24 protein-coding genes, 1 tRNA gene and 1 riboswitch are annotated in these 22655 nt (G+C 65.6%); of the genes, 7 read left to right on the top strand and 18 right to left on the bottom strand.

What is annotated here, in order from left to right; translation table 11 throughout:
• Positions 1-7: 7 nt before the first annotated feature.
• Genes cobM through cbiE form a run of 3 tightly spaced genes read right to left on the bottom strand, consistent with a single transcriptional unit; the run spans position 8 to position 2372 of the window.
• Positions 8-781, bottom strand: coding sequence for a precorrin-4 C(11)-methyltransferase (gene cobM, locus IC232_RS25805; protein ID WP_190847822.1), 774 nt, complete (start codon positions 779-781; stop codon positions 8-10).
• Positions 778-1164: a cobalamin biosynthesis protein gene (locus tag IC232_RS25800; protein WP_246812409.1), complete on the bottom strand. Its 387-nt coding sequence runs from the start codon at positions 1162-1164 to the stop codon at positions 778-780. Before IC232_RS25800 ends, cobM begins: the two co-directional genes overlap by 4 nt.
• Positions 1161-2372 (bottom strand): precorrin-6y C5,15-methyltransferase (decarboxylating) subunit CbiE, encoded by a 1212-nt coding sequence (gene cbiE / locus IC232_RS25795; protein WP_190847820.1) that lies wholly within the window; start codon positions 2370-2372, stop codon positions 1161-1163. The genes IC232_RS25800 and cbiE overlap by 4 nt, the downstream gene beginning before the upstream one ends.
• Here cbiE and IC232_RS25790 point away from each other — a divergent pair.
• Complete coding sequence (locus tag IC232_RS25790) at positions 2371-3162, top strand: cobalt-precorrin-6A reductase (RefSeq protein WP_246812408.1); 792 nt, start codon at positions 2371-2373, stop codon at positions 3160-3162. The two genes, cbiE and IC232_RS25790, sit on opposite strands and share 2 nt — an antisense overlap.
• On the opposite strand, the gene cobJ is transcribed toward IC232_RS25790, so the two are convergent.
• The 8 genes from cobJ to IC232_RS25750 are packed head-to-tail and all read right to left on the bottom strand — an operon-like array spanning position 3144 to position 12177.
• Positions 3144-3908, bottom strand: coding sequence for a precorrin-3B C(17)-methyltransferase (gene cobJ / locus IC232_RS25785; RefSeq protein ID WP_190847819.1), 765 nt, complete (start codon positions 3906-3908; stop codon positions 3144-3146). The two genes, IC232_RS25790 and cobJ, sit on opposite strands and share 19 nt — an antisense overlap.
• Positions 3905-4645 (bottom strand): precorrin-2 C(20)-methyltransferase, encoded by a 741-nt coding sequence (locus tag IC232_RS25780; protein ID WP_246812407.1) that lies wholly within the window; start codon positions 4643-4645, stop codon positions 3905-3907. Before IC232_RS25780 ends, cobJ begins: the two co-directional genes overlap by 4 nt.
• 7 nt (positions 4646-4652) lie before the next feature.
• A complete protein-coding gene (locus tag IC232_RS25775; protein WP_190847817.1) occupies positions 4653-5285 on the bottom strand; it encodes a precorrin-8X methylmutase in 633 nt (210 codons plus the stop codon).
• Positions 5282-6577 carry a precorrin-3B synthase gene (gene cobG / locus IC232_RS25770; protein WP_190847816.1) on the bottom strand — a complete coding sequence of 432 codons (1296 nt, stop codon included), beginning with the start codon at positions 6575-6577 and terminating at the stop codon, positions 5282-5284. Before cobG ends, IC232_RS25775 begins: the two co-directional genes overlap by 4 nt.
• Positions 6574-10074: a cobaltochelatase subunit CobN gene (gene cobN, locus IC232_RS25765; RefSeq protein ID WP_190847815.1), complete on the bottom strand. Its 3501-nt coding sequence runs from the start codon at positions 10072-10074 to the stop codon at positions 6574-6576. Before cobN ends, cobG begins: the two co-directional genes overlap by 4 nt.
• Position 10075: 1 nt before the next feature.
• Positions 10076-11113, bottom strand: a complete 1038-nt coding sequence (gene cobW, locus IC232_RS25760; RefSeq protein WP_190847814.1) for a cobalamin biosynthesis protein CobW — start codon at positions 11111-11113, stop codon at positions 10076-10078.
• 25 nt (positions 11114-11138) lie between these two features.
• Entirely contained in the window at positions 11139-11534 is a 396-nt protein-coding gene (locus IC232_RS25755; protein WP_190847813.1) for a DUF1636 family protein, read from the bottom strand.
• A 19-nt stretch (positions 11535-11553) separates the two neighbouring features.
• Positions 11554-12177: a HupE/UreJ family protein gene (locus tag IC232_RS25750; RefSeq protein WP_190847812.1), complete on the bottom strand. Its 624-nt coding sequence runs from the start codon at positions 12175-12177 to the stop codon at positions 11554-11556.
• A gap of 118 nt (positions 12178-12295) precedes the next feature.
• Positions 12296-12483: riboswitch (cobalamin riboswitch) on the bottom strand.
• Positions 12484-12581: 98 nt separating this feature from the next.
• On the opposite strand from IC232_RS25750, the gene cobO reads away from it, so the two are divergent.
• Positions 12582-13187: a cob(I)yrinic acid a,c-diamide adenosyltransferase gene (gene cobO / locus IC232_RS25745; RefSeq protein ID WP_190847811.1), complete on the top strand. Its 606-nt coding sequence runs from the start codon at positions 12582-12584 to the stop codon at positions 13185-13187.
• A gap of 11 nt (positions 13188-13198) precedes the next feature.
• A complete protein-coding gene (locus IC232_RS25740; protein WP_190847836.1) occupies positions 13199-14641 on the top strand; it encodes a cobyric acid synthase in 1443 nt (480 codons plus the stop codon).
• Here IC232_RS25740 and cbiB read toward each other — a convergent pair.
• Positions 14628-15614 carry an adenosylcobinamide-phosphate synthase CbiB gene (gene cbiB / locus IC232_RS25735; protein ID WP_190847810.1) on the bottom strand — a complete coding sequence of 329 codons (987 nt, stop codon included), beginning with the start codon at positions 15612-15614 and terminating at the stop codon, positions 14628-14630. The genes IC232_RS25740 and cbiB overlap by 14 nt on opposite strands.
• Before the next feature lie 11 nt (positions 15615-15625).
• Between cbiB and cobD the strand changes: the two genes are divergently transcribed.
• Together cobD and IC232_RS25725 are read left to right on the top strand one after the other, a co-directional pair.
• Positions 15626-16624: a threonine-phosphate decarboxylase CobD gene (gene cobD, locus IC232_RS25730; RefSeq protein ID WP_190847809.1), complete on the top strand. Its 999-nt coding sequence runs from the start codon at positions 15626-15628 to the stop codon at positions 16622-16624.
• 592 nt (positions 16625-17216) lie between these two features.
• Positions 17217-17387: a hypothetical protein gene (locus IC232_RS25725; protein WP_160195436.1), complete on the top strand. Its 171-nt coding sequence runs from the start codon at positions 17217-17219 to the stop codon at positions 17385-17387.
• Positions 17388-17423: 36 nt separating this feature from the next.
• On the opposite strand, the gene IC232_RS25720 is transcribed toward IC232_RS25725, so the two are convergent.
• The gene (locus tag IC232_RS25720) at positions 17424-17678 is read right to left on the bottom strand and encodes a hypothetical protein (RefSeq protein ID WP_190847808.1); all 255 of its coding nucleotides are present in this window, start codon (positions 17676-17678) and stop codon (positions 17424-17426) included.
• A gap of 217 nt (positions 17679-17895) precedes the next feature.
• Between IC232_RS25720 and IC232_RS25715 the strand changes: the two genes are divergently transcribed.
• A complete protein-coding gene (locus IC232_RS25715) occupies positions 17896-18138 on the top strand; it encodes a DUF6894 family protein (RefSeq protein ID WP_190847807.1) in 243 nt (80 codons plus the stop codon).
• 97 nt (positions 18139-18235) lie between these two features.
• Here the strand turns inward: IC232_RS25715 and IC232_RS25710 are convergent, their stop codons facing one another.
• Positions 18236-18547 carry a hypothetical protein gene (locus IC232_RS25710; RefSeq protein WP_190847806.1) on the bottom strand — a complete coding sequence of 104 codons (312 nt, stop codon included), beginning with the start codon at positions 18545-18547 and terminating at the stop codon, positions 18236-18238.
• 441 nt (positions 18548-18988) lie between these two features.
• The gene (locus IC232_RS25705; protein ID WP_190847805.1) at positions 18989-20227 is read right to left on the bottom strand and encodes an adenylate/guanylate cyclase domain-containing protein; all 1239 of its coding nucleotides are present in this window, start codon (positions 20225-20227) and stop codon (positions 18989-18991) included.
• A 345-nt stretch (positions 20228-20572) separates the two neighbouring features.
• Here IC232_RS25705 and IC232_RS25700 point away from each other — a divergent pair, with 345 nt between their 5' ends.
• The gene (locus IC232_RS25700) at positions 20573-20947 is read left to right on the top strand and encodes a hypothetical protein (RefSeq protein WP_190847804.1); all 375 of its coding nucleotides are present in this window, start codon (positions 20573-20575) and stop codon (positions 20945-20947) included.
• A gap of 152 nt (positions 20948-21099) precedes the next feature.
• Here the strand turns inward: IC232_RS25700 and IC232_RS25695 are convergent.
• From IC232_RS25695 to IC232_RS25685, 3 genes are all read right to left on the bottom strand, one after another.
• A tRNA-Ser gene (locus tag IC232_RS25695) sits at positions 21100-21182 on the bottom strand.
• Positions 21183-21231: 49 nt separating this feature from the next.
• Entirely contained in the window at positions 21232-21957 is a 726-nt protein-coding gene (locus IC232_RS25690; protein ID WP_190847803.1) for a tyrosine-type recombinase/integrase, read from the bottom strand.
• Positions 21958-21978: 21 nt separating this feature from the next.
• On the bottom strand, positions 21979-22287 hold the full coding sequence (locus tag IC232_RS25685; protein ID WP_190847802.1) for a hypothetical protein: 309 nt from the start codon (positions 22285-22287) through the stop codon (positions 21979-21981).
• Between the last annotated feature and the right edge of the window lie 368 nt (positions 22288-22655).

Raw genomic sequence — 22655 nt, 5'->3', positions numbered from 1 at the left:
CCGGTTATCATTGGCCGTCCTCGCGGGTGCTGGGGCGGAAGCGCCGGTCATAATCGGTCGAGTAGAGCGCGCTCTCGCGAAAATCCTTTGCCTCCAGCGTGCGCCCCACCAGGATCAGCGCCGTGCGTTCCAGCTTCTCGGCGCGCACCAGTGCGGCGATCGTGCCGAGCGTTGCCTTGATCACCCGCTCATCCGGCCAGGAGGCGCGCCAGACAACGGCCGCCGGACAATCGGCGCCGTAAGCCGGCACAAGGTCCTCGACCACCTGCTCGATCACGTGGATCGACAGGTGAATGGCGAGCGTCGCCCTGGTCTGCGCGAAGGTGGAAAGCCGCTCCGTCTCCGGCATGGCGGAGGCCCGGCCCGATGTTCGCGTGAGCACCACCGATTGTCCGATCTCCGGCACGGTCAGCTCGCGCCCAAGGGCTGCTGCGGCCGCCGCGAAGGCGGGAACGCCCGGCGTGATCGTGTAAGGAATGCCAAGCGCATCGAGCCGCCGCAGCTGCTCGCCCATGGCACTCCAGATCGAGAGATCGCCGGAATGGAGCCGCGCCACGTCCTCAGCCTTCTCGTGCGCCCGCACGTATTCGGCCGTGATGGCGTCAAGATCGAGAGGCGCCGTGTCCACGAGCCGCGCGCCGGGCGGGCACCAGGACAGGATCTCCGGCGGCACGATGGAGCCGGCATAAAGGCAGACCGGGCAGCGTTCAATGAGCGCGCGCCCGCGCACCGTGATGAGATCGGGGGCGCCCGGGCCTGCTCCGATGAAATGGACGGTCATGGAGCATTCTTCGCGCGCGCGAGGGCGCAGGTGGCGGAGCCTGATGCAATGCGCTCCAGGATGAGGTGCGGCTGCGGCCCTGCGGCGGCGAGCGCTGCTGCTTCGGCCACCGATCCAACCCCGTGCGCCGCGATGGAGCGGGCCGATTGCGTGCGCACATGCGGCTCTGCTGCCGAAAGAGCCGCTTGAGCAACGGGCGTCGCTACCGCATCGAGCCGACGGGCGGCTTCCGTGAAAGCGGGCAGGGTAGAGAGCACCTCGATGGTGGCAAGTTTGCTCAGCGCATTGCGTGCGAGCGACGCACGCTCCAGCGCCTGCTCCACGAGGGCCACGATCTCGTCGGCTTCGACACTGCGCCTGAATCCAATGCCGGCCACGATCATGGCTTCACCACCATCCATTGCGTCACAGGCATCGCCGCCCGCCAGCCATGCATGGCGCCGACAGCCTCCAGACGCGAGAGCGCCAGGCGCCGCATGGTGCCGCCATGCCGGGCGTAGAGCGTGCCGAGCAGGGTCTCGGTCTCCAGCGTCACGGCATTGACCACGAGACGCCCGCCGGGCTTGAGCGCCGTCCAAGCAGTGTCGAACACGCCGGGCTCCGATGCGCCGCCGCCGATGAAGACCGCATCCGGCGCCGGCAGATCTGCCAGGGCCTCAGGCGCCTGCCCGATGCGGATGTCGAGCGCCGTCGCGCCGAGTTCCTGTGCATTGCGCCGCGCCCGCTCGGCCCGTTCGGCCCGCTCCTCGATCCCGATGCAGCGGTTGCGCGGATGGCGCAGGCACCATTCGGTGCCCACCGAACCCGCGCCCAGGCCGATATCCCACAACAGCTCGCCGGCCTTCGGCGCAAGCGCTGCCAGCGTCAGTGCGCGGATCTCCGCCTTGGTGAGCTGACCGTCATTCTCGAACCAGGGATCGGGAAGACCGGGCGTGAGGGGAACGACACGGGCATCCCGCGATGCCAGAGTCTCGATTGCGACGGTGTTGAGCGGGTCGATATCGACGATATCGAACGTGTTTGCGATAGCACGGCGGATGCGTTCGCGCGTGCCTCCCATGGCCTCCAGCACCGTGATCGTCGATGCGCCCATGCCGCGCGCCTTCAGCAAATCCGCGAGCTTACCCGGCGTCGAACCGTCCCACGACAGGGTGAGAATACGATTGCCCGGTTGCAGGGAGGGAATGATCCGCTCCAGCGCGCGCCCGTGCAGGCTCACGCAGTCGCAATCCGGCAGCGACCAGCCCAGGCGTGCTGCCGCGAGGCTGAAGGCGGAGGGCTGCGGATGGCAGACGATCTCGTCAGCCGGAACAAGACGAGCAAGTTCTGCCCCGATGCCGTAATGAAACGGGTCGCCCGTCGCCAAGACGCAGGTCGGCTGGCCTCGGCGGGCGAGCACCATCGGGTAGCCGTCGGCAAAGGGGGAAGGCCAGAATTGCGTCTGCGCAGACAAGGGTGCAGCAAGCCCAAGGTGGCGCGCGCCGCCGATGATGAACTCCGCCCGGTCGAGCGCTGCCGAGGCTGCAGGGGAGAGCCCCGCGCGGCCATCCTCGCCGATGCCGATGATGGTGAGCCAGGGAGCCTTCGTCATGCTCGACTCCGTCTCAGAATTCAGGGAAAAGGGGCGCATGCGCATTCTCATTCTGGGTGGCACGACGGAAGCCTCCGCACTCGCCGGGCTTCTGGCCGGCCGATCCGAGTTCAGCCCGCTTCTGTCCATGGCCGGGCGCACCAGCGACCCGCGACCCCTGCCGATCCCGACCCGCATCGGCGGCTTCGGCGGCGTGGACGGACTTGCCCGCTTTCTGACGCAGGAGCGGATCGAGGCGGTGATCGACGCGACCCATCCCTTCGCCGCCATCATGTCGCGCAATGCCGCCGAGGCCTGCACGGCGGCTGGTGTTTCGCTGCTCGCCCTGCGCCGTCCGCCCTGGAGCGCACAGGAAGGTGACCGATGGATCGAAGTCAGCTCGATGGAGGAGGCTGCGCGGGCGTTGGGCGATGAGCCTCGCCGGGTCTTTCTGACCGTCGGACGCCTCGAACTCCCGCCCTTCGCGGCGGCACCGCAGCACACCTATCTCGTGCGTACCATCGAGCCTATCGGGGATGCGCTGCCGGTGCCGAACGTCATCGCGATCCAGGACCGCGCGCCCTTCAGCGAGGCGGCCGAGCAGGCGCTGATGGAGCGCGAGCGCGTTGAGGTTGTGGTGACGAAGAACTCCGGTGGGGCTGCCACCTATCCGAAGATCGCGGCGGCGCGCGTGTTGGGGCTGCCCGTCATCGTCGTGGCGCGACCGGGGAAGCCTCGCGGAGTCGAGGAGGTTGCGAGTGCCGAAGCGGCGATCGAGTGGCTCGAGCGCCGTCACGGTCGCACTCCGTAAAAGCGCGGCGTGTAGACATAAGGCGTCTCGCCTCCGGAACGCTCGATGAGCCTGGTGGTGCTGGCGCCGATGATCACGATTGTGGACATGTCGGCCATGGACGCCTCCACTTCGGACAGCAGCACGATCCTGATCCGCTCATCCTGTCGCATGACGGCCCGTGCGAGGATGATGGGCGTGTCTGGTTCGCGCGTCTCGGCCACGATCTTGAACGCGGCGCCGAGCTGCCAGGGCCGGGCCGAGGAGATCGGGTTGTAGAGCGCCACCACGAAATCTGCGCCGAGCGCCGCGCGAAGCCGCGCCTCGACCACCTCCCACGGTTTCAAGTTGTCAGACAGCGACATGGCACAGAAGTCGCCGCCGAGCGGCGCACCCACGCGGGCGGCCGCCGCGAGCATCGCCGTGATGCCGGGCTCCACGCGAATGTCGAGGCTGCGCCACGCCGGATCGCCCTTATCGACGGCCTCGAACACGGCCGCCGCCATGGCGAACACGCCGGGATCGCCGCCGGACACCACAGCCACGCGGGCACCCTTTGCTGCGAGATCGAGCGCGAAGCATGCCCGATCAAGCTCGACGCGGTTATCCGATGCGTATCGGCGCTGGCCGGGCCGCTCCGGCACGCGATCCACATAAGGCCCATAGCCGACGAGGTCGGTGGCGGAAGCGAGCGCCTCCGAGGCAGCCGGCGTCAGATAACGCGGATCGCCCGGACCCAGACCGACAACAGTGAGCAGTCCCGTCATACGCGTCTCCCTTGGCCCGGAACGATGACGAGCGAGAAATAGGGAGCGTCGAAATCCTCGGGCAGATCGGGCAGCGGGATGATCTTCTCCTGCGCCATGGTGGCGCGCTCCACATAGATCGCACGCTCCAGGAGGCCTGCGGTGGCGAGTGCCGCCCGAACTTTAAGCAGGTTGCGTCCGAGCTTCATCACCACGGCGGCATCGGTGCCCGAGAGGCGCCGGGTCAGTTCCGCTTCCGGCAATGTGCCGGGCACCACGGTGAGCACGTCGTCGCCCCAGGTGATCGGCGCACCGGCGCGAGTCCAGGCGCCCGACATGCCGGAGACGGCGGGCACGACTTCCGTCGGCACCTTGTCCTTGAGGCGCCACCAGAGATGCATGAAGGAGCCGTAGAAGAAGGGATCGCCCTCGCAGAGAACCGCGACCGTGCGACCGGCCTCGATCTCGACGAGCAACTGCGCGGCTGCTTCCTCATAGAACGGATTGAGGGCGGCGGCGTAATCCGGGTGGTCGGCGGGGATTTCGGTGGTGACGGGATAGACGAGGGGGATCTCCCGCCCAGGGTCTGCGCCGACGACCGCATCCGCGATGGTGCGTCCGTTGCCGCGCCGTCCGCGCTTGCAGAAATGGGCCAGGCGGTCAGCCGTTTCCAGAACCCTGCGGGCGCGCACGGTCATGTAATCGGGATTGCCGGGGCCTAACCCTAAGCCGAAGAAGCGGATGGTGTCGTTCGCCATAGCCGCCTCACTCCACCGGATTCGCGAGGGCATTGACAGCGGCGGCCGCCATGGCGCTGCCGCCGCGCCGTCCATGGACCACAAGGTACGGCAGACGCCCGTCGTGGGCCAAAGCTTCTTTCGACTCCGCTGCCCCGATGAACCCGACCGGAATGCCGATCACGGCAGCAGGCTTCTGCGCACCGGCATCGAGCATTTCGAGCAGATGAAAGAGCGCAGTGGGCGCATTGCCGAATACCACGAGGGCGCCTTCCAGCCGCTCGCGCCACAGCTCCATGGCGGCGGCCGAGCGGGTGTTGCCGAGTTCCGCCGCGAGCGCCGGCACGCGCGGATCGTCCAGGGTGCAGATCACCTCGTTGTTCGCCGGCAGCCGTGCGCGGGTGATTCCGTTTGCCACCATCTTGGCATCGCACAGGATCGGCGCGCCGCGTTTGAGGGCGGATTCGGCAGCGTCAGTGAAGTCGGGCGAGAGACCGATATCGCCAGGCAGGTCCGTCATGCCGCAGGCATGGATCATGCGCACGGCGACGCGCTCGGCGGTGCCTGAGAAGCGCGACAGGTCCGCCTCCGCGCGGATGATCGCGAAGGAGCGGCGGTAGATCTCCGCGCCTTCGCGGATGTAGTCACGGGAGGCGCTCATTGCGGCTTCTCCGCAAAGGTGCGGCGCAGGTCGTCCTGGGTGTTGGAAGTCGATAAACGGGACATGATCTCGTCAATGGATAGATGAAGAAATGAGGCGTCGTGGGTGGAGCCGCCCGCCACGACGTCGTAGCCGCCATCGTCACGGCCGACCAACGTGAGATCGGCCTTGCCAGGATGGGCGCAGCCTTTCGGGCAGCCCGAAACGTGGAGCGTTAACCCCTGGCGAAGCAGATCACCGCACGATTGCGCAATGTGCAGGGCGTCGGCGGGAGCAGATGTCAGCGCGCTGCCGCAATCCGGCCGGCCGGGGCAGGCGATCAGGGATAGGCGCACGTCATCCGCCTCGGTGATGAAGCCGGCGCGGCCGGCTTCATCGATTAGGGCAGGCACATGCTCGTCCGCGATCTTCGGTAGCAGCAGGCCGCGTGTGAAGGACAGGCGAAGGTGACCGCTGCCGAAGCGTTCGCTCCAGTCGGCCATTTGAATCAACTGCTCCGCGCTGCAGCGGCCGAACGGCAGGGCGAGGAGAACGGCCCGTCTGGGTTCGTGCGATATGACACCGGCCCGTGGAGCCGCCGGCCGCTGGGCTGGCATTGCGACCGGAAGGAGGTTTGCGTGTGCTGCGAGTTCTCGCACGAGATCGTGCTCAAGAGCACGCAGCCGCCGCGCCTCGCTCACGCCCTTGCGCCTCAGATCCGAGAAGCCCGAGAGGATTTTGTGAACGGCATCCGGCGTACGGGCGATAGCTGACGTTCCGATCCAGTGCAGGCTGTTGGAGGAGGACAAACCAAAAGCGATTGTGTCCTTGCCCGTCGCCACCAGATGAAGATCGGCCCCGAGATCATCGAGGGGCATCGCGCCGCCGCCGTCGATGGTGATGAAGAACTTGGCCGGCAGATCCTCGATGGCAGCCGCTGCATTCTCGATGTGCTGTGCCAAGGCGAGCGTATCGCATTGATCGAGCGGATCGAGACCGGCGATGGGCGACAGCACCGTGAGGCGGTTCGGACCACCACCCGCGGGCTCGACCATACCTTCGCGATCAAGGCGCGCGAGCAGGGCGGGGTAGGTATCCTCGCGCACGCCGCGGATCTGCAGGTTGCCGCGGGCGGTGATGTCGAGGTGGCCATTGCCGTGCTCGCGTGCCGCCTGCGCGACGCGGCGCGCCTGATCCGCCGATAACCTTCCGCCGAACGGATGCAGGCGCACGAGCAGACCGTCGCCGGTGGCCATCGGGCGGCGCACGCCCGGGCACCAGCCTCGGCGCAGGATGTCGGCCTGAGCGCTCATTCGGCGGCCTCCTTCCGGGCATCCTCGATGAGGGCTGCAACGGAATTGAGGCGGCTCTCCCACAAGCCCCTCCGGCGCGCATCGGCCAAGCGGTCCCGAATGGCCTGCGCGGCGGCCGGGTTGGCGCTGGCGATCTGCTGCCAAGTGGCTTCGTCGGCGATCAAGGCCGTGAAGACAAGATCGAGAGAGGCGGAGGGTACCGCATCCGTAGTCGCCGCGAAGGCATAAAGCGCATCGACTCCCTGCGTGATCTCCGCCGCACCGCGCCAGCCGTGGCGCAGCTGGCCGGCGATCCAGCGCGGGTTCGTCAGGCGGCCGCGCACGAGGCGGTCAATGTCTTCCACGAGGGTCCGCGCTTTGGGTGCCTGCGGGCGGCTCGTGTCGAGACTGTAGACGGCAGGCGTCGTGCCCAGGGCCTGCGCGGCCGCCGCGAAGCCTCCGATGGCGTCGGCGGCGGAGTCGCCGTCGAGGATATCGCGCTCGGCCACATCGCTCACATGGACGAAGGCTTCCGCCTGCTCAACGCGCTGCGGGAAGCTCGCATCGGTGCGCGCCTCGCCGCCACTTCCGAAGGCGTGAGATGTGCCGGCGAGGTAGGTGCGGCCGAGATCGTTCTTGGTTGACCATTCACCGTCGAGCGCCTGCGTCGACACCCCTGCACCATAGGTGCCGGGCGCAGAGCCGAACACGCGCGACAGCGCCTCGCCACGCCGACGCGCGGCGGCGAGCTCGTTCCACTCGTCGTCCTCGTTGAGCGCGGCGATCGCGCGGGCTGCCCGATCGAGGAGGGCGATCTGGTCCGGGAACGTGTCGCGGAAGGCTCCGGACACGCGGATCGTCACGTCGGCGCGAGGCCTGTCGAGGAGCGGCTGCGGCACGATCTCGAAGCCCGTGACACGTGTCGAGGCATGGTCCCAGGTCGGACGCGCACCCATCAGCGCGAGCGCATGAGCGATGTCCTCGCCGCCGGAGCGCAGCGTCGGTGAGGCCCAGAGATCCATCACGATGCGACGCGGCCAGTCCCCTTGCTCCTGCAGATGGCGGCGCACCACCTCCGCGGCCGCGCGTTGCCCAAGTTCAGTGGCGGCACGGGTCGGGATCGCGCGCGGATCGAGGGTCGCGAGGTTGCGGCCGGTGGGCAGCACGTCCGTCTGCCCGCGCGAGGGCGAGCCGGACGGGCCGGGGATCGCGAAACGGCCGGCGAGAGCCTTCAGCAATCCCTTGCGCTCACCGGCGGCGCAGGCCTCGAAACCATCGGGCGCACTGCCGAAAACGTGCAGACCGTCGCGGGCCGTCACCTCGCCGAGATCGCAGAGATGAGCATCGAGGCGGGTGAGGGCCTCGTCCATCGGCATGCCGGCATCCACGCCGCAGGCCGCCGCGAGTCCGCTTGCTTGCGCGCGCTCCAGGATCTCTCTCGCCAACAGATCGGCGCGTCCTGGATGAAGCACCTGGGCGGAGGAGAATTCTTCTACCAATTCGCGCAGGGCCGCAGCCTCGCCATGCAATCCCGCTTCGGCGGTTTGCGGAGTCAAATGCCCGAGGGTCACGGCGCCGATGCGGCGCTTGGCGGGAGCCGCCTCACCGGGATCGTCGACAATGAAGGGATAGATCACCGGCACCGCGCCGATGGCCAGACGCGGCCAGCACTGACCTGAGAGCGCCACTGCCTTGCCGGGCAGCCACTCGGTGGTGCCGTGAGTGCCGAGATGCACGAGAGCGTGAATCTGTTCCAGAGCTCTCAAGCCGCAGTAGAAGGCGAGATAGCCGTGGCTCGGGGGACATTCGGGATCGTGGTAGAAGCCCTTGCGGTCGAGACCGTGTCCGCGATCGGGCTGCAGGGCGACAAGCACGTTGCCGGCACGGATGGCGCGGAAGCGGAAGGCGTCGCCACGGAATGCAGGATCGTCATGGGTGTTGCCCCAGCGCTCGTCGATGGCATCACGCTGCTCGCTCGGGAGCGTGTCGAGCCATGCGCTGTAAGTGGCAACAGGAACCTCAAAGATTTCCTCGCCTTCCGTAAGACGTGGCATCAACGCGTCAGCGGTGAATTCCCGTTCGGCCGCGTAGCCGGCGCTGCGCAGCAGATCGAGGATCGCGCAGGCGCTCGCCGGTGTGTCGAGACCGACCGCGAAGCCGGCGCGGCCGCCGCGTGCCGGGTAATCGGAGAGAACAAGCGCCAAGCGCCGTTCGTCGCGTGGCGTGCGGGCGAGGCGCACCCATGCGGCCGCCATGCTGGCAACGGCATCAATCCCGGCAGCATCAGGAGCCTGCACCCGGCGCGAGAAGGCGAGCGCGGGATGGGCGGGCTCCTCGGCTTTGAACGAGATGGGACCAGCCGCGATGCGGCCGTCGAACTCAGGAAGAGCAACCTGCATGGCGAGGTCGGCGGCGGAGAGGCCGCGCGGCGAGGCCTCCCAGGCGTCTTTCGCGCTGCCGACCGGGATCGCCTGCAAGATCGGGCAATCGGCTTCGTCGAGAACAAAGCTTTCATCATCTCGCGCCGAGAAGGCAGTGGTCGTGACGATGATGTCGGGACGGCGGAGTTGGATCGCACGTCGAACGTTCGCCACCGCTTCCGGGGCCTTCAGGCTCGACACGGCGAGGACGAGAGTTCCGACGCCGTGCTCGCGGAGCGCTGCCGACAGATCCTCGATAGCCTTTGTATCCCCGGCTAGAATGGCGGAGCGGTAGACGAGAACATAGGCGAGGGGGCGTTCGCGGGAGATGCGGGCGAGAGCGGCCTCGGGTTCGACGATGCTGCCGGCAGACTCTCCTCCCCCTTGTGGGGAGGAGTTGGAGATGGGGGTGTGAGCGCTACACTGGTCCAGCTCAGCGCTGACACCCCCGCCCTTAATCCCTCCCCACAAGGGGGAGGGAAAAGCACCTGCGACCTCATCCTTCGAGACGCCGCTGATGCGGCTCCTCAGGATGAGGTCGCAGGGATGGAATGGGGGAGTCCACGCGAAAGCACGCGGAGCCGCGCGCGGCAGTTCCACGTCTGCATTGCTTTCGCCAATCTCCGCACCAATGCGCGCCAACAGGCGGCTCATATTGTCGATGCCGCCCGCCTGGAAATAGGCTTCGATCTCGTCGCAGAGCGCCGGTGAGACGGTGGCGTAGGCGGCGAGTCGTGGATCGGGGCGGTCGTCGCCCGGCAGCACGGCAAGCTTCACGCCCTGAGAGCGGCACGCGGCGGACAGCCGCTCCAATCCGTAGCGCCAGTAGTCGAGCCCGCCGAGGCAGCGCACGAGTACGAAACGCGCCTTCGATGCCGTCTTCTCGATGTAGAGATCGACCGAGAGAGGATGGCGCAGGCGACGCAGCGAGGCGAGGCGGAGCGAGGGGCCGCCTGCTTTCAGTCCGTGGGCCGCCGCCAGCGCGCCGAGGTCACTGTCCGCGAAGGAGAGGACGACGATATCCCCTGGAGGCTGCTGGAGGTCGATGGCCTCCTGGCCTTCCTCGAGGGATACCGTTGTGACCGGAAGGAGGTGCATGCTATCCCGCGCGCAAGGCGGCTTCGACGGCCTTCACGTCGAAGCCTTTCAGGCCGATCACCACCATGCGCCCGTCGCGTGCTTCGTCCGCTTTCCATGGCCGGTCGAAGTGATGCGCGACGCGCTGGCCGACGCCCTGCACCACGAGGCGCATGGGCTTGCCGTTCACCGGCGCGAAGCCCTTGATGCGCAGCACGCCGGCGGCCTCCGCCGCACGCTCGACGCGGGCGACGAGCGCCTCTGGCGTGGCGACCGCATCAACCGGAATGGCAATGCTCTCGAAATCGTCGTGGTCGTGGTCGTCCGCCGCCTCGTGATGCGAGGGGCGGGCGTCGAGATCGGCTTCCGCCGCTGCACCGAGGCCGAGCAGCACGGTCGGGTCCACCTTGCCGTGAGCGGCCTCAATGACCTTCACGGCCCGGGGCAGGTGACCATTGATCTCAGCCAGCACCTTAGCCTTGTCGCCTTCCTGCATCTGGTCGGTCTTGTTGAGGATGACGAGGTCGGCGCACAGGAGTTGGTCTTCAAAAACCTCCTCCAGCGGGTTCTCGTGATCGACGGACGTGTCCGAAGCACGCTGGGCTTCAAGCGCGTCCGGATCCTCCGCGAAGGCGCCCGATGCGACGGCCGGGCCGTCGACTACGGCGATCACGCCGTCCACCGTCACGCGGGAGCGGATGTCGGGCCAGTTGAAGGCGCGCACCAGGGGCTTCGGCAACGCGAGGCCCGAAGTCTCGATGAGAATGTGCTCCGGCGGGTTCGGCCGGTTGAGCAGGGTGTTCAGGGCGGGCACGAAATCGTCCGCCACCGTGCAGCACAGGCAGCCGTTGGGAAGCTCCACGATGTCGTCCTGCGTGCAGCCCTCGATGCCGCAGCCTTCGATGAACGAGCCGTCGAAGCCGAGATCGCCGAACTCGTTCACGAGAACCGCGAGGCGGCGGCCATTGGCATTCTCCAGGAGGTGCCGCACCAGGGTGGTTTTACCGGCGCCGAGGAACCCGGTGATGATCGTGCAGGGGATCTTCGAGAGATCGCTCATGAAGGCTTGCCTTTCGGCGGCGTGTTCAGGCCGCGCTATCTGTCTTGAACGGAGGAATGCGGGCGACAACGCCCTTGCGGAAGGCCTCGGGCCGCTCGCGCCAGGGCACGAGGCCGTCCGGTGTGGCCGCATAGCGGCGCAGCCCGTCGAGAATGGTCTCCACCGAGGTGTCGGGGCTCAAATCGCCATAGATGTAGGTCCAGCGTCCTGGGCCCGAGACCGCGATGGTGCAGGGTCGCTTGCACACGGAAAGGCACTCGACCGGCTCGACGCGCACCTTCGGAGCGTCGGGTCGGCTCAGAGCCTCGGTCAGCGCCCGGTGAAGGATCGCACCGGGCCGGAGCGCCTTGTCGTCCGGGCCACCCGCCTGACGGCAGGTGACGCAGACATGCAGGCAGATCTCCTCAGGGGATGAGGTCATCGCTTGTGCGCCGATCCGCTCAGGCGAAGGTCGGCAGGGCGAGGGCTGCGATGCCCGTGACGGCAACCGCAACACCCGCAAGCCGCAGCGCGGGCACAGCAAGCGAGCCTTTAGCGAGCGAACGGGCCGCGAGGGCAATGCCGGTGGTCAGCGCGGTCTGAACCGCCACGAGGCCGACGAGATAGGCGGCGAGCGGGGTTGCTTCCGCTCCGATGATGGCTTCGCCGAGCGCATAGCCGTGTACGGCGCCGCCGGCAGCGAACAGAACGGCAATCAGACTATAGGGCAGGGTGGTGCGGATCGTCGCCGCAAGGCCGATGGCCACGACGCTGAGCGCCACGAGAACTTCCGCGTAGGGCAGGCTGGCGCTCATCAGGTGCAGGCCCACACCGGCGGCCATGGCCGCAACCCAGAAAGCCGGAAGAGTGAGGCCGCGGGCAAAGCGCGAGGCGACGAGGCCGACGCCCACGAGGGCTGCGAGGTGGTCGAGACCGATGACCGGATGGCCGAGACCCGAGAGCAGGCCCTGAGTGAAGGTGGCCGGAATCATGCCGCCCATGGGGTGGTGGGCGAGGGCCGGCGTCGCGGCCGCAAGGCCGGCGAGCGTCAGGGCAAGAAGGCGGGTCTTGGGCAGAATCGTCATCGTTCTCTCCGTCGGGAGACTCGTGGTTCTTCGAGTCTGTTGAGCTTCCACGGACGGAACCGAACGACGAGGTCATTCGACTACGGTCACCGTCGGCACACCCCGTCCGACAGACCCGATAGAAGCAAAGGCTGACGGCAGGTCTCCTGGCTCGCGGGTCGATGCTTTTCGCCGCCTTCCCGGGCTTTGGGGCCCAGTGGCATGTGGAGCGAAGGCTCGCCGCTTACAGTTGCGGGGGCAGCCGCGGTGTCTCACCGCATTCCCTTTTCACCCCGTTGCCGGGGCACCGTCGGTTTCATGCTTATCTGGCCAGGGGGGATGTTTCAAGCCTGGGCAGCGGCCGGCCTTGAAATCGGGCCCTGGCCTGTTCATGGTGCGGCCCTTCCACAGGAAAGCAGGCCGGGATGACCCAGGACGAAGAGGCGCGCCACCGCGCCAAGATGATCAAGCGCAAGGAAGTCCAGGACCGGGAGGTCGCCTCCAAGACCGTCGAGAAGGGGCTCCTCATCGTCCATACAGGTCCCGGCAAGGGCAAGTCGACGGCGGCCTTCGGCCTCATGCTCCGGGCGCTCGGGCGCGGTTTCCAGGTGGGCGTGGTCCAGTTCATCAAGGGCGCCTGGGAGACCGGCGAGCGCATGGCCCTGGATCGCTTTGCCGATCAGGTGGAGTGGCACACCATGGGCGACGGCTTCACCTGGGAGACGCAGGACCGCTCCCGCGACGTGGCGGCGGCCGAGCGGGCGTGGGCGAAGGTGAAGGAGCTGATGGCCCGCGAGGACATCCGCCTTCTGGTGCTCGACGAGCTCAACATCGCGCTGCGCTACGAGTACCTGCCGCTCACCGAGGTGGTGGAGACCCTGCGGCAGCGCCGGCCCGACCTCCACATTGTGGTCACCGGCCGCAACGCCAAGCCGGAGCTGATCGAGGCGGCCGATCTCGTCACCGAAATGACCCTGGTGAAGCACCATTTCGCCGCCGGCGTGAAGGCGCAGGAAGGCGTGGAGTTCTGATGCGCGCGCTCATGGTGCAGGGCACCGGCTCCAATGTGGGCAAGTCGCTCCTGGTGGCGGGCCTGTGCCGGGTGTTTGCGCGAAAAGGGCTTAAGGTCCGGCCGTTCAAGCCGCAGAACATGTCGAACAATGCCGCCGTGACGGCGGATGGCGGCGAGATCGGTCGGGCCCAGGCGCTGCAGGCGCGGGCGGCAGGCGTCGCGCCGAGCGTGCACATGAATCCGGTGCTGCTGAAGCCGCAGAGCGAGATCGGCTCGCAGGTGGTGGTGCAGGGGCGCGTGGTCGGCACGGCGAAGGCGAGGGAATACCAGTCCTGGAAGCCGCGCCTCATGCAGGCGGTGCTCGACAGTTTTTCACGTCTCTCAGACGAGGCCGACCTTGTTCTTGTCGAGGGGGCGGGCTCAGCGTCAGAGGTGAATCTCAGGGCCGGCGACATCGCCAATATGGGCTTCGCCCGCGCGGCGAACGTGCCCGTGGTGCTGGTGGGCGATATCGACCGGGGCGGCGTGATCGCAAGCCTCGTCGGCACCAAGGCGGTGCTCGACGCGGCCGATGCCGCGATGATCCGCGGCTTCATCGTCAACCGCTTCCGGGGCGATCCGGCCCTGTTCGACAGCGGCATGCAATTCGTGGCCGAGCGTACCGGCTGGCCGGCTTTGGGCTTGGTGCCGCATTTTGCCGATGCCGCGCGTTTGCCGGCCGAAGACGGTTTGGGATTGCGGCGTGAAGGGCGCAAGGGCTCTGTCGTGATCGCCGTGCCGGTGACGCCGTGGATCTCTAATTTCGACGATCTCGACCCCCTGCGCGAGGAGCCGGGCGTGGAGGTGGTTCTGGTCGAACCGGGCGAGCCTCTCCCGGCCGACGCGGCGCTCGTGCTGCTGCCGGGTTCCAAGACGACAATCAATGACCTTCTCTTCATCCGCCGGCAGGGCTGGGACACCGACCTCAAGGCGCATGTGCGTCGGGGCGGGCGGGTGCTCGGCCTCTGTGGCGGCTACCAGATGCTGGGGCAGCGCATTGACGATCCTTTCGGCATCGAAGGCGAGGCGGGCCGCTCCATTGAGGGATTGGGACTTCTCGACGTTGCGACCACCCTCACGGCGAAGAAGCGGCTTGAGGCCGTAGCGGGCACCTCTGTCGATGGCGTGCCGCTGTCCGGCTACGAGATGCATATCGGCGAGACAACAGGACCCGATGCCTTGCGGCAGCCCTTCGCGCAGCTGGCGAACGGACATGCGGATGGTGCAATCTCGGCGAATGGCCGCGTGGTCGGCACCTATGTGCACGGCCTGTTCGCGGACGACCGGCAGCGCTCACGCTGGCTCAAGCTGCTCGAAGCCGAAACGAGCGATCTCGCCTATGAGACCCTCGTTGACGACATCCTCGACCGCTTCGCCGTTCACCTGGAGACGCATCTCGACTGCGAAAGGCTTTTCGCGCTCAGCGCAGGATGAGCCATGCGAGCAGCGTCAATCCTGCGGCCAGACCGAACAGCAATCCGCAGGCCGTGCGATAGAGCGCAAGCGCCAACTCGATGTCGCCGGCCGTTGCTTCCGCGCGACCATCTCCCATCCAGCGATCCTCGACGCGCACATCGCCATAGACGCGGGGTCCTGCGAGCCGCAGGCCCAACGCTCCCGCCATCGCTGCCTCGGGCCAGCCGGCATTGGGCGAACGGTGATGCGAGGCGTCGCGCCGGACGGCGCGCCATGCGTTCAGCGGCGAGGCTTTCCTGTGCAAAAACGCGGCAGCGACAATGAGAAGCGCCGACAGACGCGAAGCGGGCAGGTTCACAAGGTCATCGAACCGCGCTGCCGCCCAGCCGAAAGCCCCATGCCGGGGTGTGCGGTGACCGATCATGCTGTCGGCAGTGTTCGTGGCCTTGTAGAGGACAGCGCCCGGCAGGCCGCCGAGGCCGAGCCAGAAGGCGGGTGCCACGATTCCATCGGAAAAGTTTTCAGCCAGACTCTCGATGGCAGCGCGGGAGACTCCCGCCTCGTCGAGGCTCTGCGGGTTGCGCCCGACGATCATCGCGACGGCCCTGCGTCCGCCGTCGATCCCGTCCTCGCGCAGCCCCTTCGACACGGCCGCCACGTGCTCGTGCAGGCTGCGCTGGGCGATGAGGCTGCTGGCGAGGATCGCCAGGAGGAGAATGCCAATGAGGCCGAGCGGCCGGAGCAGCGCGCTCAGCGCCCAGACGGCCAGCCCCGTGACGGCGAGAAGAACCAGCAGGGCCAGGATGCCGGCGGCGCGGCGCTGCTCGAAGGACCAAGCGTCCCGATTCAGGGTGCGGTCAAGCCCCTTGATCAACCGCCCGATCCAGGTGACGGGATGGCCGATCGCCGTGTAAAGGCGGTTGGGATAGCCGACAGCCGCCTCCGCCGCGAGGGCGAGGCACAAGATCAGGAGACTGTCGGAAAGGGCCATGGGTGAACGGGATGAGTGAGGCGCGGATCTGGCACGGGGGCGATCTGGGCGAGGCCCGGCGGCTGTTTCCGCAGGCGCCCGAGCCGTGGATCGACCTGTCGACGGGGATCAACCCCATAGCCTATCCGGTGCCCCCCTTGCCAGCCTCCCTGTTCGAGCGGCTTCCGTCGCCGGCCGATCACAGCGATCTCGAAGCCGCCGCTGCCGAGGCCTATGAAGCCACCGATGCCGCGATGGCGGTTGCAGCGCCCGGCACGCAGGTTCTGATCAGCCTTCTGCCCCATCTGCGGCCGCGCTCCCGCGTGGCGGTCCTCGGGCCGACCTATGCGGAGCATGCCCATTCGTGGCGTAAGGTCGGGCGTGACGTGGAGGAGGTGGAGGCGTTGGATCGCCTCGACGGCGCGGATGTGGTGGTCGTGGTCAATCCCAACAATCCCGACGGCAGGCTGCTCGACCGCGAGATCCTGCTTCGCCTCGCGGGGGATCTTCGCTCACGAAGCGGCTGGCTCGTCGTCGATGAGGCCTTTGCCGATTTCGATGCCGACGAGAGCCTCGTGCCCGTGCTTCCGGCCAACGCGATTGTCCTGCGCTCCTTCGGCAAGACCTATGGCCTGGCAGGATTGAGGATCGGCTTCGCGCTGGCGCCTGAGCCGATCGCCACGAGCTTGAGATCGGCGCTCGGCCCGTGGGCTGTTTCCGGCCCAGCGCTCGAGGTAGGCCGGAAGGCTCTCCGCGATCGGAAGTGGCTTGAGGCGGCCAAGGCCGACCGCACCGCCGATGCCCGCCGTATGGATGCTCTTCTCGGCTCCATTGTGGAAACGCCCCTGCGTGGCACGGTCCTTTACCGCCTGCTAGAGAGCCCACGGGCTCCTGAACTGTTCCGGGCTTTAGGAGAACATGGCATCTGGGTCAGACGATTTCAGTATAGCTCGCAGCTATTGAGGTTCGGACTACCCAGGGCTGAAGCGGAATGGCAGCGCCTCGAGGCGGTATTGGCTCGCTTCTTCTAGGCTGAGCGTTCGACTGTTCTATCGTCCGGAAAAAAGAAAAGCCGCGCCCAGCTTACTTAGCTGGTTCGCGGCTCTTGCCGTGTCTGCCCCCACCGACACGAAGTCTTAGAAAGTATATCTTTGGTTAACTTGTGTAAAATTGTTCCGCGTCAATGAAAAAATCTATACGCTCATTTTCTCATCAAATGGAATAGTGGAAATTACGTAGAAGGTGTCGGCTAAGCCTATACTTCGGTATGAAAAACTTGCTGAACAAGCTTGGCTATTCGTTTCAATGCAGCCGGAAACTTTATCCTAAACCTTGCAAACAAACGGATTTTTGTCCCAAAAGTACAGGCGTTCCCGACTTCGATCATAAAAGCCACGCTTCGTCACGTGGTGCCTCCATCTTTGCAGAGCAAAGTGTCGCACCTCTTTGTTTCGGGAGGCTTTGAGGCCGCTAATCAGAGCGCCTTCGGTGGGAATGCTCCCGTCTTTCAGCAAAACCGGAACGGATCATACGGACTGCCCAGGGATCGGGTGCGTTGCCGCAGGAACCAGCCGATAGGGTGTGAGTTCAGCCCTCTGACAGGACCCTGAAGGAGAGCTCATCATGAACACCCGAAGCTGGACGGCGCTCGCGCTTGTGGCCGTTGCCGTTGTCGTCGTCTTCTTCGCACTTCGCGAAACGCATTCCGATCCGGAGAACGCGCCTGGCCGTGCCGCCAGCAAGGAGACCGTCAAGCAGATCCCGTCCAACCCGGACACGGTGGTCCCACGCTGATGATGCGCAACGCTGCTTGGATGGCTTTTGCCGCTTCTACCGCTGGAGGCGCTTCGCGTTGGCGCGAACTTTCCTGCGATATCCCTTGACGATCTTGTGAGCGGAGCCACCGGCGGCAAGCACGGCTGCCGCCTCGGTGAAGGCCGTGATCTTCTCCGTCACCATGAGCAGGTTCTCTGCGGGCGACCCCTGGCCCATCGCGGCTTGTGACATGCGGGTCCAGATCACCGTCTGGGCTTCGAAGGCCAGCATCGTGGTGTCGGTGGCAAGCTTCATCCAAGGTAACAGCATCGAAACTCCTGAGGCGCTTCTCTCAATTGATAACATCGAGCGCCGGCATCCGATCCTCTCGACTCCGGAAAGTTGGACCACATCTTTTCGGAGAGCAGGTTCGCTCGAAAGAGTGGAGGGCGATTCAGAGTGAATTTCAGCGATGCACGCTGTCGTTTAACATGATTCCATATAATGAGGGGTGTCCCCTCAGGTCCAGCGTTGTCAGGGGATCGATTTGCCCCGCTATTATATCGATATCAGAAGTCACTTCGGAACCGACGAGGATCCGAGCGGCATGGACCTGCCGGATATTGCGGCAGCCCGATCGGAAGCCCTGAAGGTAATGCAAGCTCTGCTGCGGAGCTGGGCCACGATGCAGCCAGACTACAGCGACGACATCTTCATTGAAATTGTCGGCGAGGATCTGCGCCCGGTGCTGATCATCCCATGCTCCGACATCAAGACCGTGGATCGCTAAGCGCGACCAGCGGTTTCGTAGTGGAACCTGCCCAGCCTGAAGCAACACCGGCGAGGCCCTGAGAGATGACTCAGAGCCTCCTGGGTATCATGGCAATTCAGTTGTTGCTGGCCCAACCTGACAGAGCGGTCTCGGGGAACCTGTCGGTCGGCACTGCAACCTGCACCGGAGCAGGAGGCTGTGCTCTCGTCATGCACACACGCATGTGGTCCCGGCGCGCTTCCTTGATGATCTCTCGATAATCGAGGGGGGTCCGGTTGCGGGTTCTGTGGATCAGCCGGGTCTCCTTGTAGCACGCATCCCACCGTGCTTTCCCTTCCGGGGTAGAGGCCCATCCCCCCTCCTGGGCGAGAGCACTCGCGGAGATGAGGGTCGCTGCAGCAAAAACGCACAAAGTCGAAAAACGCATATCGGTGCTCACGTTGTGAGTATCGGCTCACTTCATGAATGATAACCTTTTCAGGCCTTGAGCGTCCCATCGGAGAGGCTAGGGCAAAGGGATATCTACTTTTGCGTTAGGACCTGCGGGGGAATAGATGACCCCTCACGCTGCTTCCGGCGCAGCCTGGCGTCAGGGGAGCTGGCAGCAGATGAGGAATGCCGTCAGCGCAGCCACGAGTGCCGTCGCCATGAGGCCCCGGTCGATGGGATCATTGGACACCGCCCTGCGGCCCAGCACTCGCCTCATCGGAACCCAGCTCTCTGTGGAATTAACATAGGTTGCTTAGGTGTGGCAGGAGGAGCCGGTGTCAACCTCGTTCCATCTGCAACTAAGGGCTCAATTCCCAGGCTTTGCCCCGGCAGGAGGGGCAAGGGACGACTGGCCTAGAGGTCCGGAAGCGATCAGGCCTCATGAATCGGTCTGGTGCAAGGTGAAGACCGGCTGCGGCTTCTCGACATCGCGCAGCCGGTAGCGTCCGAGATCGACCAGGGGCTGATCCACCTCCCGCGCGAGGGCGTGCGAGACGATCACGGGCCGGTTCAGGCGCTTTGCCAGATCCAGGAGCCTGCTGGCCCGGTTCACGGCCGGGCCGATCACCGTGAAGTCGAGCCGGTGCGAGGCTCCGACATTGCCATAGGCCACCTCGCCCACGTGCAGCGCCAGGCCGTGCTCCAGAGGAGGGCTGCCGGAAGCGCGACGCAGGATGTTCTCGTCTTCACTCCGCCGGCAGAATTCCTGTGCGGCGGCCAGAGCCTTGCGGCAGGCTGCCATGCGGTCGCGCTCGACCGAGGTCGGGAAGATCGCCAGCACGGCATCGCCGATGAACTTGAGCACCTCGCCTCCATGGGCCTCCACCACCTCGCCGATGATGCCGAACCAGGCGTTCAGATGGGTCAGCACCGCCGGGATGGGGGATTGCTCGGACAGGAGCGTGAAGCCCCGCAGGTCGGCAAACCAGATCGCCGCCTCGATCATCTCGACGCCGCCGCGATCCACCCGGCCCTCGATGATGCGCTGCCCCGTGCGAGGGCCGACATAGGTGTCGAGCAGATCGACGGCGATGCGGCGCAGCACATGCCGCTCCAGATACGGGCTCAGAAGCCTCGCGGCGCGCTCGAGCCGGTCGAGCGCTGTGAGGTCGAAACCCTGCGGGTCCCGGGTGGCGAAGGAAATCACTGCGGTCCGGGTCCGGTCCAGGAAGGGCAGGGGATACATGACGTAATCCGTCCCTCCGGCGAGGCGCAGCTCCTCGAGCAGCGGCAGGTCGGGGCAGGGCGCCTCGAGCCGGCGGCGGAACGGCTCTCCGGCTTCATCGACGATCCGGGTCGGGCTGTTGATGTAGGACGGCGATGTAGCCGCCGTGGCCCGGTCGGCTTCGTGCATGGACAGGCTCTCGCTCGTCCAGACATGCTGCCAGCCGCTCACCTCCGGGTGCAACACCTCCAAGCCCAGGGAGGCCCGCCAGACGGGAGCGCCGGATCGCACGACCTCCTCGCAGAACCCGGCAAATAGCCCGTTCACGGTGTCGTGCGGCGCCTCATCGGCAAGCCAGCGCGCAAGTGCTCCCACATGATCCATCGATCCGACCACTTCAATGCCGATCCGTGTTGGCCGATCACCAGCCGAGTTCAGGTCAGGAACGCTCATGAGCGCACATTGCGGGAGTCTTCCCAAACACCTTGAGCGTATCGAGTGTACAGCGTGCCTTGCAACTCAGTGAGGTTGCTGAAGACAGCATGCCCTCGATTTGGGCAGCATCAGGATAGGGCCGGCAATTTTGCACCCACCGGCCCGATCGCGGGCGAGGCGATGACGGGCAGACCGCCGGGATGTCTCTCGCTAGCGCGGGCACGTTGGCTTTCAAGCAATATCCATTTGGAACTGCCCAAATGACCTATCGTTTACCTAATGTGAGGTATATCGGTAGCTATGCGGCGTCGAGATCCCGTTCGACCGCACCACCCTATGTCACGAATGTCAGGTGAGGCAGTGATGGAGTTGGAGAAGATCAAAGAGGCTATCGCGGCTTCCACCCGCGATGAGGAACTGGCCTCAGCGACATGCTACGAAGTCGAGGCCTATGCCCGCCTCTGGCCTTTCGTTTTCATGATCAACGACTGGGATGTGTGGAACGGGAGCAAGAGAGCGCTCAAGCTTCAGGTTGTTCGCTGGCTTGAGGACGAGGCCGCTCCCTACGATTTCTTCCATATCCGTACGGGCTTTGGCCTGTTGGGGTTCAAGGATCAGGAAGCGGCCAAGGCGTTCGAGCGCCGGTGGTCGAGCCAGCCACAGGTGGCGCCGGCTTCAAACGGCGACTGGAATCCCCATCCGCTCAAAAGCACCTTCGAGCCTGTCCACGTCAATTAACTGGATCTTGGACGCGACAGTCCCGCCAAGCGTGGCGGTTGTGCTTGCCGGATAGGCTGCAGATCGCCACGTCGGAGACAGCGGCCTGCTGTGCCTGAAAAGAGGCCTCGAACCTGCGGAAGAGGGCGGCTTTAGACGCTTGAAGAGCAAAGTGGCTGGGGGACCTGGATTCGAACCAAGACTAACGGAGTCAGAGTCCGATTTTATGTTTGCGTTATCAACCATTTACCCTCCTGAATTTCGTCTAAGTTGATCATGAAGCATTGAGGAATTTGCCTCTTTGTCTAAGCGTTCTGCGCTTTCCTGCGGGCGTGTTGATCGAGCTTTTTGACGACGCCCCGGAGCTTCGGCTCCAAATGCGCTTCCCTTGAATAATGGCCGGCCATGCCCTCGGTCTCCTGACCCAGCATGTCGGCAATGGTGCGGGTATCGAAGCCGAGCTGCCGCATCCGGGTTGCGGCGGTGTGCCGCAGCCCATGGAAGGTAAGGCCGCTGGCTACCTTACCTGCCTCCTCCAGCTTCCGAATGATCTTGAAGAACGAGGAGCGGAAGCCGTCTTCCGTCCACGGCAATCCACGGGTGTTCACGAAGAGCGTCGTGGCTGTGTGCTTGGGCAGGGCGTCCAAGGCTTCGACAATCGCCTTCGGCGCCTGCACAACAACCTTCTTACCGCTCTTGGCTGAGATCCGGCTGAGCTGGCCCGTCTTCCGATTATACGACGTGCGCGGGGCTGACAGGATTTCCCCCTGCCGATAGCCGAGGATGCCGCCCAGCAGGACCGGAGCCAGGATGTGAGCAGGGCAGGCGGCTTTGACCACCTCCCATTCCTCCGGTGCCCATGGCCGGTTGGCGCGGGGCTCCCCCTTCGGTCGGCGGATCTTCTTCACCTCGCGTACCGGGTTGGTGTCTGCGAGCTCCCGCTCCAGCGCAACAGCAAAGACCACGGACACGACGCTCAGCACATAGTTGGCGAACCGGCGACCCTTCTTCAGCTTGGCTTTGTCCCGCAACCCCGCTACGAAGCCGCGTGTCTATTGCGTCAGCGGCATTGCATGGAGCGGCTTTGTCCAGTCCAGTACTGCCTGGTAGTCCTCCTTGGTGCGGGAGGCGAGATCCAGAAACCTGGGGCTAGCCCGGTAGGCTGCCACGGCAGCACCCCAGGTCCCGCCCTTCTCCTCGACCGGCTTTGCCTTAGCGCGGGCTGCGTCGAGCGCCTCGAACCATTCCCGCGAGTAGAGCGCGTGAGGTGGAGTTAACCGGGTGCCAGTCTTCCTGTCGTAGGCATAGGCAATGCCATTCGACACGTAGCACTTTACGCCGGGAACCTTAGGTCTCTTCATTGTCCAGCTCATCCAGCCAGTTCTTGCCACCGGAGTCGTGTTCGCCGCTGTCGAGCCTATCGATCCACTCGTCTAGGTCGCGCACATCGTACCTCAGTCCTTGCTTTCCGGGCCTGATACGTTTCGGCTTTACGGGAGGGGGCGAGGAGCCCAGCCCGCAATAAGCTGCCGCCTCGGCTCTGGTCAGTAGGCGTTTAGCTGGGGGCCTTACGTGTGCCTGTCCCATAACTTCCCCAATCATCCAAGACTGTAGTGAAAGCGCAGATACGTTTTGATACACGGGCGCCGCGCTGAGGTGGCTCGGTTCGTCTGAACAGTGTTTTCGGTTCGCTAAGTGGAGCCCTGCCGGGGTTAAGCCGCCGCGAGTT

The organism is Microvirga sp. (assembly GCF_014699075.1).
Classification (GTDB): Bacteria; Pseudomonadota; Alphaproteobacteria; order Rhizobiales; family Beijerinckiaceae; genus Microvirga.
This window is presented reverse-complemented; position numbering and strand designations above follow the sequence as displayed.

What these genes read in the sequence shown, in the direction of transcription:
- cobN (WP_190847815.1), bottom strand. Translation starts at nt 10,074, where the DNA reads ATGCACCTCCTTCCGGTCACAACGGTATCCCTCGAGGAAGGCCAGGAG.
- IC232_RS25705 (WP_190847805.1), bottom strand. Translation starts at nt 20,227, where the DNA reads ATGAGCGTTCCTGACCTGAACTCGGCTGGTGATCGGCCAACACGGATC.
- IC232_RS25780 (WP_246812407.1), bottom strand. Translation starts at nt 4,645, where the DNA reads ATGGCGAACGACACCATCCGCTTCTTCGGCTTAGGGTTAGGCCCCGGC.
- IC232_RS25700 (WP_190847804.1), top strand. Translation starts at nt 20,573, where the DNA reads ATGGAGTTGGAGAAGATCAAAGAGGCTATCGCGGCTTCCACCCGCGAT.
- cbiB (WP_190847810.1), bottom strand. Translation starts at nt 15,614, where the DNA reads ATGGCCCTTTCCGACAGTCTCCTGATCTTGTGCCTCGCCCTCGCGGCG.
- cobO (WP_190847811.1), top strand. Translation starts at nt 12,582, where the DNA reads ATGACCCAGGACGAAGAGGCGCGCCACCGCGCCAAGATGATCAAGCGC.
- cbiE (WP_190847820.1), bottom strand. Translation starts at nt 2,372, where the DNA reads ATGACGAAGGCTCCCTGGCTCACCATCATCGGCATCGGCGAGGATGGC.
- IC232_RS25775 (WP_190847817.1), bottom strand. Translation starts at nt 5,285, where the DNA reads ATGAGCGCCTCCCGTGACTACATCCGCGAAGGCGCGGAGATCTACCGC.
- IC232_RS25790 (WP_246812408.1), top strand. Translation starts at nt 2,371, where the DNA reads ATGCTCGACTCCGTCTCAGAATTCAGGGAAAAGGGGCGCATGCGCATT.
- IC232_RS25720 (WP_190847808.1), bottom strand. Translation starts at nt 17,678, where the DNA reads ATGCTGTTACCTTGGATGAAGCTTGCCACCGACACCACGATGCTGGCC.
- IC232_RS25755 (WP_190847813.1), bottom strand. Translation starts at nt 11,534, where the DNA reads ATGACCTCATCCCCTGAGGAGATCTGCCTGCATGTCTGCGTCACCTGC.
- IC232_RS25750 (WP_190847812.1), bottom strand. Translation starts at nt 12,177, where the DNA reads ATGACGATTCTGCCCAAGACCCGCCTTCTTGCCCTGACGCTCGCCGGC.
- cobD (WP_190847809.1), top strand. Translation starts at nt 15,626, where the DNA reads ATGAGTGAGGCGCGGATCTGGCACGGGGGCGATCTGGGCGAGGCCCGG.
- cobM (WP_190847822.1), bottom strand. Translation starts at nt 781, where the DNA reads ATGACCGTCCATTTCATCGGAGCAGGCCCGGGCGCCCCCGATCTCATC.
- IC232_RS25710 (WP_190847806.1), bottom strand. Translation starts at nt 18,547, where the DNA reads ATGCGTTTTTCGACTTTGTGCGTTTTTGCTGCAGCGACCCTCATCTCC.
- cobG (WP_190847816.1), bottom strand. Translation starts at nt 6,577, where the DNA reads ATGAGCGCTCAGGCCGACATCCTGCGCCGAGGCTGGTGCCCGGGCGTG.
- IC232_RS25725 (WP_160195436.1), top strand. Translation starts at nt 17,217, where the DNA reads ATGAACACCCGAAGCTGGACGGCGCTCGCGCTTGTGGCCGTTGCCGTT.
- IC232_RS25685 (WP_190847802.1), bottom strand. Translation starts at nt 22,287, where the DNA reads ATGAAGAGACCTAAGGTTCCCGGCGTAAAGTGCTACGTGTCGAATGGC.
- IC232_RS25740 (WP_190847836.1), top strand. Translation starts at nt 13,199, where the DNA reads ATGGTGCAGGGCACCGGCTCCAATGTGGGCAAGTCGCTCCTGGTGGCG.
- IC232_RS25800 (WP_246812409.1), bottom strand. Translation starts at nt 1,164, where the DNA reads ATGATCGTGGCCGGCATTGGATTCAGGCGCAGTGTCGAAGCCGACGAG.
- cobW (WP_190847814.1), bottom strand. Translation starts at nt 11,113, where the DNA reads ATGAGCGATCTCTCGAAGATCCCCTGCACGATCATCACCGGGTTCCTC.
- cobJ (WP_190847819.1), bottom strand. Translation starts at nt 3,908, where the DNA reads ATGACGGGACTGCTCACTGTTGTCGGTCTGGGTCCGGGCGATCCGCGT.